The sequence below is a fragment of the Chryseobacterium sp. YR221 genome (genome assembly GCF_900176315.1).
Taxonomy (GTDB): domain Bacteria; phylum Bacteroidota; class Bacteroidia; order Flavobacteriales; family Weeksellaceae; genus Chryseobacterium; species Chryseobacterium rhizosphaerae.
Map to the genome: position 1 here is coordinate 1 of NZ_FWXM01000004.1, position 13,822 is coordinate 13,822.

The following is a 13,822-nucleotide window of genomic DNA, read 5'->3' on the forward strand; positions in this document are numbered from 1 at the left end:
ATCCTGAAGTAAAACAGTCTGTGGTATTGGCCAAAGAGAACAATGCGGGGATGAAATACCTTGCCGGATATTATGTATCAGCCGGAGAGCTGGATAATGAACTCCTTACTGAGTATTTATCCTCCTCTTTACCGGAATATATGGTGCCGAGTGTCTTTGTTCATCTCACCTCTTTACCATTGACCATCAATGGTAAGCTAGACAGAAAACAGCTTCCTGAACCTGATTTCAATGGAGACAGAGAATATGTAGCCGTAGAAAATGAGTTACAGAGAACACTATCCCGAATTTACGGTGAAGTGCTGGGACTTGCCCCTGAAAACATCAGTATCCATGATGACTTCTTCCGATTAGGAGGAAACAGTATCATGGCGATTAAGTTAGCTGGTAAGATCAAGCAGGAACTTGGTATACAGGTGAAAGTGGCTAAGGTACTTACTCATAAGACTATAGTTTCTCTGGCCAATGTATTAAGTGGAGAAGATCATAATGATGAACAGATAACCATAACCCCGATAGCAATATCATCGCCTGAAGAGCAGCGTTTATCTTTTGCACAGGAAAGACTTTGGTTTATAGAAGCGTATGAAGGAGGAAGCAGTGCGTATAATATTCCAATGACTGTTATTCTGAATCAGAAAACGGATGTTTCCGTTCTGTGTAAAGCTCTTGAAGCGGTAGTAATGCGTCATGAAGTGCTCCGCACATTGATCAAAACGAATGAAGATGGAATAGGGTATCAGATAGTTACAGATTTTATTCCTGAATTTAAAATAACAGAAGTAGAGACGAGAGAAGAATTGGATCAGCACATAAACAAATGTGCCAATAAAGTCTTCCGTCTGGATTCAGAAATTCCTGTAGAGATCAATATCTTCAGCTTCAAGGGGCAGCAGTATCTGTCTGTTGTGATTCATCATATTGCTTTTGACGGATGGTCTACAGAGGTCTTTTTAAAGGAACTGAGCAGTCTCTATCATACATTATCATTAGGAATAGCTTCTACACTTCCTGAATTGAAGATTCAATATAAAGATTTTGCATTATGGCAGCGTAATTATCTTTCAGGTAAACGTTTGGATAGTCAGATTGAGTATTGGAAGGTTAAATTCGATGATTATCAAAGTCTGGATTTACCAACGGATTTCCATAGACCTGCAGACATCTCTTATGAAGGAGAAACAATTAATGTTGATATATCAGGAGAAATATCCGAAGGGATCAGAGGGATCTCCAGAAACCTTGGAGTAAGTGTATACAGTGTCATGCTGAGTGGATATTATCTGATGCTTTCAGCCTATTCCGGTCAGGAAGATATTGTAGTGGGAAGCCCTATTGCCAACCGTCATTATGCCGGTCTTGAAGATATCATCGGTTTCTTTGTAAACACCCTGGCTTTGAGAGAGAAAATTGATTCAGAGCAAAAGGTAAAAGACTTTATCCTTCAGGTGGCAGGTTCGGTGACGGAAGCACAATCTCATCAGGATCTTCCATTCGAGAAGCTTGTGGAAGAATTAGGAGTAGAACAGGATACATCCAGACACCCTGTCTTCCAGGTAATGTTTGGACTGCAGAATTTTGGTGGCGGAGATTCAACTGCTAAGGAAGATGAAGTCTTATTCTATTCTTTTGATGGTGAAGTTGACTATCAGGCTGCAAAGTTTGATCTGACGACAATGGTGAATGATGGTCCGGAAGCGATACAGATGACCTTCAACTATGCAACCTCTCTGTTTAGAAAAGAAACAATTGTCCGTATGGCAGATTCTTATCAATTCCTTCTGAACCAGATGGTAAAATCAGGAACAGGGAATACAAGAATTAATGAGCTTTCTCTGATCGCGGAGAAGGAAAGCAAACAGATCGTAGACGTTTGGAATAATACCCAGAAAGGATATCAGGATAAGTTTACGATTCATCAGCTTTTTGAAAATCAGGTTGAAATGACTCCTGACACTACGGCTTTAGTCTATCAGAATATAAGATTATCCTATCGTGAACTGAATGAAAGAGCCAATCGTTTGGCCAATCACCTTATCAATGAATATCATCTTCAGCCGGATGATTTGGTACCTCTATGTCTTGAGCGTTCTGAAGATATAATTATTGCAATCCTTGCTGTGATGAAAGCAGGAGCGGCATATGTTCCTATGGATCCATCATATCCGGCAGAGCGATTTAATCATATTGTAAAAGATACTGAGGCCAGAGTGGTTCTTACCCAGAAAAATGGAGTCAATACATTAATAGAATCTTCTTTAGGAAAAGCAGAGTTGATTGTACTGGATAGCGAAAAGGTTATAGAAAAGCTTGATCAGTCAAACTCTGGCAATCCTGCTGCCAAGGTAAGCCCTGCCAATCTGGCTTATGTGATTTACACCAGTGGAACGACGGGACTTCCTAAGGCAGTAATGATTGAACATTCTGGAGTGATCAACCTTATAGAATCAATGATAAAAGTTCACCGACTTGAAGAATACCAGGAAGTGGGATGTTTTTCAAATTATGTATTCGATGCCTTTGTCTATGAAGCATTTCCGGCATTATGTAACGGGAATACCTTGTGGATGTATAGCAATGACCTTAGAACATCAGTGAACGAACTTAATGACTATATCAAAGAAAATAATATAGAAGTTTCCTTTATACCACCAGCTTTATTGAGGGAGGTTATAGATCATGGAACCAACTTGAAGCTGATTTTTGCCGGAGGGGAAAGTTTCCCTGCCCTGGATAAAAATATTGAGGATATCATCTTGGTAAATGAGTACGGGCCAACCGAAGGAACAGTCTGTACAACACTTCATTATTATAAAGAAGATCGCAATCCATTAAATATCGGGGATCCTATCAACAACATGACGGTTTATGTATTGGATGCCCATTTCCGTCCTGTTCCTGTAGGGGCAGTAGGAGAGCTTTATATAGGGGGAGCGGGTGTTGCCAGAGGTTATTTAAACCAACCTGAGCTGACAGAAGAACGCTTCCTGAACAATCCATTCCAGACGTTAGAACAAAAAGAAAAAGGAAAGAATGGACGGCTATATAAGACCGGTGACTTAGTACGCTGGCTGGCTAATGGTGAATTGGAATATATGGGCAGAAATGACTTCCAGGTGAAGATCCGCGGATATAGAATTGAGCTTGGAGAAATTGAAAACAGGTTACTTCAGTATTCTGGAGTGAAGCAGGCCGTTGTTCTGGCCAAAGAAAACAGAGGAGGAATGAAATATCTTGCCGGATACTATGTTTCTGATCCGGTAATAGACCCCCATATGATTTCTGAATTCTTATCAGAAACACTTCCGGATTACATGATTCCGAATGTGTATATACATCTGGAACGTCTTCCTCTCACTATCAACGGAAAAACAGACAGAAAACGCCTTCCTGAGCCTGAGTTTATCGGAATATCAGAATATGCCGCTCCTGAAAATGATCTGCAACGAAAACTTACCGGTATCTATGGAGAAGTATTGGATCTGGATCCGGAAGGAGTTAGTATTCACGATGATTTCTTCAAATTAGGAGGAAATAGTATCATGGCTATTAAACTGATCAACAGGATACAGCAGCAGCTGGATGTTCAGCTCAAAATTGTAGAATTGTTTAAAGAGAAAACGATAAGTAAACTTTCTAAAACGATAATGAGCTACGGGAAAGAGTATAAGCCTATCGTTGCCTTTAATCAGGAGAATAGCAATCCAAAAATGTTCCTGATACATCCTGGAAACGGAGGTTGTGAAATCTATCAGTCATTGGCAGAACAGTTAAAGGCAGAATATAACTGTTATGGAGTAGATTCCTATAACTTATACAATGAAGAGAAGATTAGTAACTTGAAAGGGCTTGCTCATTATTATCTGGATCATATTGATGACATCCGGAAAGATAATCATCAGGAAGAATATATCCTGTTAGGATGGTCTTTGGGTGGAAATATTGCACTGGAGATTGCCTCAGAGCTTGAGAACAGAGGACATCAGAAAATTACAGTTTATCTGCTGGATACTATTTTCTACGCCTCTGATCAGAAACTGGTAGAATTCCTTTCGTTTCCTACAGATGAAGAGCTGAGTGAGAAACTGAATATTCCTGTTGATGACCGTCAGTTTACAGCCACTAAAAACTTTATGTCAGCTGAGTATACGATTATTAAAGAAAATATTTCAAATAATCTTACTTCAACAAAAGTGGTTTTATTCAAGGCAATGCTTGAGGGAGAAACCTTCAATGAATCATTTAACAGCCATGTACAGGGATCAGCCTATAATAATGTAGATTCCATCATGGAAAACCGTGATTTATTATCTGTTTATCCTATTAATGCATCCCATCAAACGATGCTGGAACAGAAAGAACAGATCATTGACCTAATCCTTAAAACAGCTGCCAGTAATTAAAAAAACATGGGAGATGGTAAGAGACCTCCCATGTTCTAAACTATACACACTAAAGAAAACCTATGAACAGAACAACATCATATAAACCGCAAGTATTTTTATTGCATTACGCAGGCGGAGACAAAAATTCCTTCCGTCAGCTGATTGAAAATTTAGAACCCTTTTTTCAGGTAGTAACCCCTGAACTTCCGGGTAGAGGAGATCGTATGACAGCATCCTTTTTAAAAAATAAACAGGATGCTGTAGCAGATCTGTTGAGTCAGGTAAAAAAAGAACGGAAAAAAGAAGTTCCATATCTCATATACGGCCATAGTATGGGAGCTATTTTAGGACATGAGATTTGTCTTGCAATGGAAGAATCTATGGATGCTCCCGCCTATTTTGTTCCAACAGGATATCCTGGCCCCAAAATAAAAAATAACCCACCTATTGCGGGACTGCCAAGAACAGAGTTCTTTATGGAGGTAAGAAAATTGGGTGGGCTTTCGGATGAAATAATGGAGTTTGAAGAATTACTGGACTTTTTTGAACCCGTACTCAGAGCAGACTTCGGATTGCTGGAGAACAAGGAAAACATTCCTTTTTATGAAAAAATAAAGACTCCCGTTTTTGCTGTAATGGGAAAAAATGAACGATATGCCCTGAACATAAGAAACTGGGCTCATTATACGGAATCCGAATGTGAATGTCAGATCGTAAACGGGAACCATTTTTTTATCAATCAAAACTTCAATTACCTTGCGCAAGTCATTAAAAATCTAATGAATGCAGCGATAGCTTAATTGTAAAATATTCATACTTACTTTAAAAAAACAACCCCTACTTATGCAAAGAAAAAAAGATTACGCATTGGTTTTTATTTTTATCACCATCCTGATTGATATCATTGGAATAGGGATCGTTGCTCCCGTGCTGCCTACCCTTATTTTGAAGCTGTCAAATGGAGATTTAAGTACGACAACACAGTATATAGGGTGGTTTATATCAATATATGCCTTAATGCAGTTTATATTTGCCCCAATCCTGGGGAATCTTAGTGACCGCTTCGGACGAAGACCTGTACTCTTATGGTCTCTATTGGGACTCGGAATAGATTATCTGATTCTTGCATTTGCACCAAACCTTATGTGGTTGTTTGTGGGGCGGATAATAACAGGAATTATGGGATCCAGCATGACTACTGCTACTGCATATGTTTCAGATATCAGTACACCTGAAAAGAAAAGTCAGAATTTCGGAATGATAAGTGCCGTTGCAGGGCTTGGATTAATCATAGGACCTGTGATTGGAGGATTGCTGGGGCAGTATGGTGAACGAATCCCTTTCTATGCCGCCGCCGGGCTGAGTCTTCTTAATTTTATGTATGGCGTTTTTGTATTACCCGAATCTCTTAAAGAAAGCAACAGAAGACCTTTTTCCTGGAAAACTGCCAATCCTATAGGAGCCATCAAAAGCATTAAAAAAGAGATATTGGCCCCTTCACTGATTGTTGCTTTTGTATTCATCGCTTTGGCGGGTCATGCTATGCAGAGCACCTGGAATGTATATGGCATGGAAAAGTTTAACTGGAAGGCGGATATGATAGGATATTCATTAGGGTTTTTTGGCGTTTTAATGGTGATATCCCAGGGGTTGTTTATTGGATTATTTATCAATAAGCTGGGGCAGAAGAAATCAATCATGATTTGCATGTTTATTTACTGCGTCAGTCTGCTATTATTTGGGTTAATAACTAAGTCATGGATGGCTTTTGCCGTCATGGTTCCTTATGCATTAGGAGGGATGGCTACCCCAATACTTCAAAGTGTAATTTCTTCCAAAGTTCCCGATAACAAGCAAGGGCTCCTTCAGGGAGGATTGTCGAGTATTGGCAGCATTACTGCTGTTTTTGGACCTTTGCTAATGACCAATGTATTCGCTTACTTTACCTCTAGCCACAGCCCCGTGATTTTCAGTGGAGCTCCTTTTGTCTTAGCTTCTGTTTTGGCCTCAATTGGGAGTTTTTGTGTGTACGCTGCAATAAAAAACGAAAAATCTTAAAAACAGCAATAAAAGACAACTCCAGATTGTACCACATCAATATCTTTGCAGATCAGTACTTTTGATTTGGAAGAATATAAAAAACGGATCATAAAAGTGATCCACTATATTGACAATCATCTTGACACGGACCTCTCTTTGGAAAAAATAGCAGAGGTCAGTGCCTATTCTCCTTTCCATTTTCACAGAATATTTAAACTTATTACAGGAGAAACACTTCAGAACTATATTATCAGAAAGAAAATAGAAAAGAGTGCTTTCTACCTGGCGGTGCATAAAGAGGCTGAAATTAAAGACATTTATTTCGATCTTGGATTCTCAAGCCATTCGGTTTTTAGTAAAACATTCAAAAAATATTATGGAATTCCTCCATCTGAATTCCGTAAGTCAGCACCTGAAACATTTCACAAGATTTTACAAACACAAAGCAAGAACGGACAAGTTGATACGGTTTTCAGCCAATACATTTGCAGTATTGAAAACCTATTAAATTGGACTACAATGAACTTAAAAATCGAAGTAAAAGAAATGCCGGAAATGAATCTGGCAGCAGTGATGAGTCTTGGGTTAGCCCAGGTAGAGCCCTCTTACAATATTCTGATAGACTGGGCAAAAAAGGAAAACCTGTTTCCGGGAGAAAATGTTAAAATGATTTCTGTGTATCATGATAGCTTTAAAATTACCCCTGCGGATAAAGTCAGAATTCATGCCTGTATGTTATTGGATGAAAAACTGGATAAGGCTCAGGGAGAGATATTTTCTGAAAGTATCGATGCCGGAAAATTTGTTGTTGGAAGAGGAGAAGTAACGCTTCATGACTTTGAACAATGTTGGGTATCCTTGTTTTTATGGATGAATAAACATGGGTATTCCATGAGGAAAACATTCCCTTTTGAAATCTATCATTCCAACTTTAAAGAACATCCCGAAGGAAAAATGATTGTAGATTTCTGTATCCCTATTCACTAATTTTCCATTCAGTAACCAAACTATGCCTTTCAGTAAATTTTTTTTACAAAAAGGCATTTCTTGTAATATTTTTGACCAAGAAATTAGAACCATGAAAATACAAGGACAAAAATTACTATTCCTATTTTTCTTTTTAGCTTTTATAATGGGATATACCCAGGTAAAAGTCTCAGGAAGGGTAGCTTTTAAAAATAAGGGAATAAGTGAGGTAAACGTTACACTCAAAGATACTTATGATGGAGCTACAACGGATGGGCAGGGAAACTTTTCTTTTGAAACCTCCGAAAAAGGAAGCCATATCCTCACCTTTACACATCCAAAATACGAAACCGTTGAAAAATCCATTGTTATTGAAAATCAATCTGTTGCTGTAAATGCAGATCTGAAGGAGCAGATCAGTGAGATTGATGCGGTAGTTGTTTCTGCAGGATCTATAGAAGCAAGTGATAAGAAAAGGGCTACCGCACTGCTTACTCCTATTGATATTTATACCACAGCAGGGGCAGATGGGCAGATATCTTCAGCATTAAACTATCTTCCGGGAGTTCAGAAAGTAGGTGAATCCGGAGGCCTTTTTATCAGGGGAGGGACAGGAACAGAATCCAGGATTTTTATGGATGGAAGCCTGATCAATAATTATTTCTCTAATTCTATCCCCGGAATTGCAGGAAGAGACCAGTTCAATACCTCTCTTTTTAAAGGGAATATATTTTCAAGTGGCGGATATTCTGCTCTTTATGGCCAGGCCCTTTCCGGTGTGCTGATGTTGGAAAGTGTTGATCTTCCGGATCAGAGTTCTTATGATATTGGGATTTCTCCTATTTTTTTGAGTGCCGGATTTCAAAAATTAGGCGCTAAAAAAGACTATTCCTTTGGCGCTTCTGTAGGATATTCAATTTTAAGCCTGATGCAGAAAGCCCTTAATTTCAATACAGATTTTATTGATGCTCCGCATGGACTTAACGGTGACCTGAATTTTAGAGTTAAAACAAAATCAGGAGGCTTTTTTAAGTATTACGGAATGTACAATTCCAATACAATGGGAGTGAGGTCAGAAAGTCTTGAGCCGGAATACGACTTTGGACTGGTAAGACTCAAAGGGAAAAATACCTACCATAACCTATCGTTCAGACAGAAATTTGGAAAATACCTGCTAAATGTAGGAGGCTCGTATTCCTATAATGAATCAGATCTTAATTTTTCTACAGAAACTCAGGAAAGAGAATCAGATAGAACAAAACTGCTGACAGATGGAAATTATATCAATTTTAAAGCAGTACTCGAGAGAAAGATTAATAAGATCAGTGCGGTAAGAGGAGGTTTTGAACTGAATAACACCAATGAAAAACTCAATTTTGAAGAGGTGCAGAAGAATTATAAAGACTTAATTTCTTCAGCTTTTGTAGAAACAGACCTTGGATTCAGTAATGCATTATCTGCAAAAATAGGGGTGAGGGCTGAGCATTCTTCTTTTCTGGGAAAAAGTAATATTGCACCCCGTTTTGCATTAGCCTATCGTCTTGCAAGAGACTGGACAACCTCTTTGGCTTACGGACTTTTTTATCAGAATCCTGAAAGCAAATATATCAATGGCCCGGCAGAATTAGGTTTTCAGAACTCACAACATTTTGTTTTCCAGGTGCAAAGAAGTTCAGAAGGAAGAAGTTTACGCCTTGAAGCTTTCTATAAAAAATATGATCAGCTGATTAAAACATTTAATGTTATCCCGGGAAAAGAACAAAATCAACAGATTCAGACGGCTCTGAATAACGATGGTTACGGATATGCAAAAGGACTGGAACTGTTTTGGAGAGATAACAAAAAGACATTCAAGAATATTGATTACTGGGTTACCTATTCATTCCTGGATTCAAAAAGAGATTTCCTTAATTATCCGGTGAGTTTAAAACCAAATTTTGCAGCAGAACATACCCTTTCAGCCGTTGTTAAAAGATTTATTCCGGAGTGGAAAATGGGAGTGAACCTTTCTTATACCTATGCTAAAGGCCGTCCCTATTACGATATTGCTTCTACGTTTGATAACGGAAAAGCCATTAATTATACCAGAAATGAGGGAAGACTGAAAGATTATAATGCCCTTAATTTCAGCATCAATTACCTTCCGAATCTTGGAAAAAAAGACGCAAAAGCATTTACGGTGCTGGTATTAAGTGTTTCCAATGTTTTAGGATCAAAAAATGTATATGGGTACAATTTTTCTGTGGATGGCTCACGAAGCTCAGCGGTTGTTCCCCCTGTCAATACCTTTGTATTTGTAGGAGCATTTATCAGCTTTGGAGTCGATAAAACAGAAGATGCTATTAATAATAACCTATAAAAGTCTACCTTAGACCAACCATTTAACTAACTTTTAAAAAATAATATAATGAAAAAATACCTTTTAAGCTTTGCTTTAGCTTGTATGAGTTTAACTGCTTTTGCACAGACAGATTATGAAAAAATCATGACTGAAAAAATAGCTAAAATAGAAACCTGTAAAACACCGGAGGATTTTCAGACCCTGGCCAACGATTTTGAGAGAATAGGAAGCAAAGAAAGCTCACAGTGGCTGCCTCCTTATTATGCCGCTTTTTCCCAGATTCAAAAAGGAAGGGTGATGATGAGAAACGGGAATATGCAGGAGCTTGATGGCGTGGCATCACAGGCAGAAAAATTTCTTGGGCTGGCTCAGAGTCTTGCAGGAGCTGATAATGCTGAAATTCATCTGTTGAAGAAAATGGCTAATTCACTAAGAATGATGGTCAACCCTGCGCAACGTTTTATGACCGATGGGGCAAGAGCTTCAGAAGAACTTAATATTGCCGAAAAACTGGATGCTGCTAATCCCAGAATTGCCCTGATTAAAGCCGAAGACATTTATTTTACGCCTGAACAGTATGGCGGAAGCAAAACAAAAGGGCTGGAATTGTTTAAAGAAGCATTGGTCAAATATAATAACTACAAGCTTAAGACCGCACTGGATCCCAATTGGGGAAGATCCGAAGCAGAATACTTTATCAGCCTTCCTGTTGAGAAAACCAAATAAAAACACCAGCAGAAGAGCAGGAAAAGGATGTCTCTAAGGCTTAAAACCGATTAACTCAAAAAACCTTCATCCCATGAAGGTTTTTTTATACCATTCAGGATTAAAAACCGGCCTTTCGGTAAGAAATAATTTTTGATACCTTTAATAAAAACTAATTTTGAGCTAAGAAAACGATCATGAAGCGTAATAATTTTATAACCTTGTTTTGGGTCTCTCTGGCCGTATCCATGTTTTTCTTTTTTGCCTTTACATCAGAAAAGACCATCGAGAATTTCCTGTATACAATCCTTATTTCCATGCTGTATTCTTTCGTATTGGGAGGGGGAAACGGAATGCTTAACAGTTTTCTGAATAAAAGAATTCCCTGGGCAGAAGCAACAACGAAAAGAGCAATTTTAAGTATTGCCTCTATTCTTATCCTGAATTTTGTGCTGGTTTATTTTTGTAATTATGTCAATTTTGTACTGATCCAGAAAGCGGTGACTACAGAAACATTTTTTTCGGAAAAATATAATTTTATCAATTGGTTTACCATAAATGTAGCATTGCTTATCTCTGCCTTTCTTCATGCAAAAGGCTTTATGGAGGAGCTGAAGAAAACATCCCGGAAAGAAGTGGTGGAGCAGAAGCTTATTGCAAAGTCTGCCAATGCACAGTTTGAAAGTTTAAAGAACCAGCTTGACCCTCATTTTCTTTTTAATTCATTGAATGTTCTCAGCTCTCTGATTGATGAAAACCCACAGCAGGCCCAGAAGTTTACCGCCTCAATGTCAAAGATTTACCGCTATGTACTTGAGCAGAAAGACAAAGAACTGGTGACGGTAGAAGATGAAATTGAATTTGCAAAAACCTATTGTAACCTTTTAAAGACAAGATTTGAAGACAGTGTAGATTTTGTCTTCGATGTTGCCAAAGAAGACTATCAGAAATATGTGGTTCCGCTCTCGCTCCAGCTATTATTGGAAAACTGTATCAAACATAATTTTGCTACTTCCTCAAAACCTTTGGTCATCAGAATATTTTCAGATGGAGGAACCCTCTGTATTGAAAATAACCTTCAGGTCAGGGAGCAGATCAAAGAAAGCTCAGGGATAGGACTTTCCAATATCGTACAGCGCTATGCTCTCCTTACCAAAAGGAATGTTTTTATTGAAAAATCAGAAGATTATTTTAAAGTAAAACTTCCGATGCTTTCAGCTAAACCCAATATTGTCAGTGTAAAACCTGATGATGAAATAAAAGCATACAAAAGAGCACAAAAAAGAGTAAAAGAAATCAAAGGATTTTATACCAACCTGATTTCTTATTGCATTATTATTCCCTTTTTAATTTTTATCAATCTCTTTACGGGAAGCCGCAGTCACTGGTTTTGGTTTCCGGCACTGGGATGGGGAATTGGCCTGGCTTCCCATGCGTTTCAGGTCTTTGGTATTGGGGAGTCCTGGCAGGAAAAGAAGATTAGAGAAATTATGAATCAACAAAAAAACAGAAATAATGGAAACATTTGACGAAAATGATATTCAATACCAGCTCGCTAAAAAACAGGTAGACAGATTGAGGGGCTTTTATGGACATCTATTTGCTTATATTGCTGTAAATGTGATGATTGTTGTGTACAATTGTGCTAATCTGAAACCCGGAGAAAGTTATTTTCAGTTTAAAAACTTCTTTACAGCGACATTTTGGGGAATTGGTCTCCTGGCCCATGCGGTAACGGTTTTTATACCCAAGACCAATTTTATGAAAAGATGGGAAGACAAAAAGATCAGAGAACTGATGGAAAAACAAAACTCTAAAGAAGACTGATAAAGGAAATTGTATAAAAAATCTTCATCTTTAAAAACAAACAAATGGACGCATTACAAATCGTATTTACCGTTTCTATGGTGATTTGGTTTCTGAGTGAGTTTTTGTATAAGAACATACTGAAATCCAATAAAGAAGATAAAAAGAATAAGGATAAATCTACCTTGAACATTTTGTGGCTGGCCATTCCTTTCTCGATAGCTTCTTCCATCATGATTTCCCATAGTATCCACCTTTCGATAGCCAAAGGAAACTGGATTCTGTATGCAGGAGAACTGCTTATCCTTACCGGAATATTTTTCAGGTTCATCATCATCAGGTCCCTGGGGAAGTACTTTACCGTAGATGTAACCATAAGACAGGATCATCAGATCAAAAAAGAAGGATTTTACCAATACCTGAGACATCCGTCTTATGCCTTTTCCCTGCTGACCTCTTTGGGATTAGGGTTGTATTTAAATAACTGGATTTCACTGATTTTTGCTTTTATTCCTCCTTTTTTAGCCTTTGCTTACAGAATTAAAATTGAAGAACAGGCTCTTATAGAACAATTTGGAGAAGAATACATCGAATACAGAAAGAAAACAAAGAAACTCATCCCATTTATCTATTAATAAAGATTCCCATCACTTCCCCACGGTTTTTATTTAATCCAAATTTCAATCCTGGATCTTTCTAAAGTATAGCCATTTACAAATCAGTTTTTACACATCAGGGCTTTAGCGGTATGTCATTTTATGGCAGATAAGATCTTTGTGTCTTTACAACAGCAGAATAGGCGAAAACTCTTTGCTGGCTTGCGATTTCTGAAAACAATATATCTGTTAATTCCCGAACTTTTACCATTCGGATAGCATATTCTACCATTCAGTAATATAAAGTTGATTCAGGGCTGTTTTCCTTCATACATTTGAATCAGCAAAAACAAATTACTAACCTTAAAAACAACGTATTATGGAAATTTTATCATCAAGTAAAGAAACACTAGCCTATCAAAAAGCTTCCAAAAGAGTAAAAGAATTAAAAGAATTCTACGGGAACCTTACCTCGTTCTGCCTGGTTATTCCTTTTTTAGGAGCACTGAATCTTTTGACGGCTCCCGGATATTTATGGTTTTTATGGCCAATGCTTGGCTGGGGGATTGGAATTGCCTTCCATGCGGTTAATGTCTTCGGAATCGGAAAAAATTGGGAAGAGAAAAAGATCAGAGAATTAATGGCTGAGGAGAAAGGAAAAACAAAAACATTATAATCATTTTTAAAACAAGTAACAATCATGGATTACAATACAGCATACGAAAGAGTGAATAAGATCAAAAAGTTCTATAAAAGCCTTTTATGGTTTGGTATCATAGCAGGAATCATTCTTCTTAATGACTTTTTGAAAGATCATTTTGCAGGAATTAACATATTCAGCGGACATCTTTTTCTGATAATTTGGGCGATAATTCTTACGATAAAAGCAGTAAAACTATTTGTTTTTGATGCTGAATGGGAGAAAGAGCTGATCGAGAAAGAGCTTGGAAAAAACAAAAAGCCAATAGATTTTTAAAACTGTC

The 13,822-nt window shown here is 37.8% G+C and carries 11 protein-coding genes; all 11 read left to right on the plus strand.

Going from position 1 to position 13,822, the window contains the following annotated elements; genetic code table 11:
• Window positions 1-4,403, plus strand: a 4,403-nt coding sequence (locus tag B8967_RS12370) for a non-ribosomal peptide synthetase (RefSeq protein WP_143330517.1), incomplete at its 5' end; no start/stop codon positions are given.
• 62 nt (window positions 4,404-4,465) lie between these two features.
• Entirely contained in the window at window positions 4,466-5,185 is a 720-nt protein-coding gene (locus B8967_RS12375; protein WP_084086315.1) for a thioesterase II family protein, read from the plus strand.
• Between the two features lie 43 nt (window positions 5,186-5,228).
• Window positions 5,229-6,443: a TCR/Tet family MFS transporter gene (locus B8967_RS12380; protein ID WP_084086316.1), complete on the plus strand. Its 1,215-nt coding sequence runs from the start codon at window positions 5,229-5,231 to the stop codon at window positions 6,441-6,443.
• Window positions 6,444-6,488: 45 nt separating this feature from the next.
• Window positions 6,489-7,412 (plus strand): AraC family transcriptional regulator, encoded by a 924-nt coding sequence (locus tag B8967_RS12385; protein WP_084086317.1) that lies wholly within the window; start codon window positions 6,489-6,491, stop codon window positions 7,410-7,412.
• Between the two features lie 91 nt (window positions 7,413-7,503).
• Window positions 7,504-9,750, plus strand: a complete 2,247-nt coding sequence (locus B8967_RS12390; RefSeq protein WP_047485028.1) for a TonB-dependent receptor — start codon at window positions 7,504-7,506, stop codon at window positions 9,748-9,750.
• Window positions 9,751-9,798: 48 nt separating this feature from the next.
• On the plus strand, window positions 9,799-10,458 hold the full coding sequence (locus B8967_RS12395; protein ID WP_047484396.1) for a hypothetical protein: 660 nt from the start codon (window positions 9,799-9,801) through the stop codon (window positions 10,456-10,458).
• A gap of 176 nt (window positions 10,459-10,634) precedes the next feature.
• Window positions 10,635-11,966: a 2TM domain-containing protein gene (locus tag B8967_RS12400; RefSeq protein ID WP_084086318.1), complete on the plus strand. Its 1,332-nt coding sequence runs from the start codon at window positions 10,635-10,637 to the stop codon at window positions 11,964-11,966.
• The gene (locus B8967_RS12405) at window positions 11,953-12,264 is read left to right on the plus strand and encodes a 2TM domain-containing protein (RefSeq protein WP_084086319.1); all 312 of its coding nucleotides are present in this window, start codon (window positions 11,953-11,955) and stop codon (window positions 12,262-12,264) included. The genes B8967_RS12400 and B8967_RS12405 overlap by 14 nt, the downstream gene beginning before the upstream one ends.
• Before the next feature lie 44 nt (window positions 12,265-12,308).
• Window positions 12,309-12,878 (plus strand): methyltransferase family protein, encoded by a 570-nt coding sequence (locus tag B8967_RS12410; protein ID WP_084086320.1) that lies wholly within the window; start codon window positions 12,309-12,311, stop codon window positions 12,876-12,878.
• Between the two features lie 340 nt (window positions 12,879-13,218).
• The gene (locus B8967_RS12415; RefSeq protein ID WP_084086321.1) at window positions 13,219-13,515 is read left to right on the plus strand and encodes a 2TM domain-containing protein; all 297 of its coding nucleotides are present in this window, start codon (window positions 13,219-13,221) and stop codon (window positions 13,513-13,515) included.
• A gap of 24 nt (window positions 13,516-13,539) precedes the next feature.
• On the plus strand, window positions 13,540-13,815 hold the full coding sequence (locus B8967_RS12420; RefSeq protein ID WP_084086322.1) for a 2TM domain-containing protein: 276 nt from the start codon (window positions 13,540-13,542) through the stop codon (window positions 13,813-13,815).
• Window positions 13,816-13,822 lie beyond the last annotated feature (7 nt).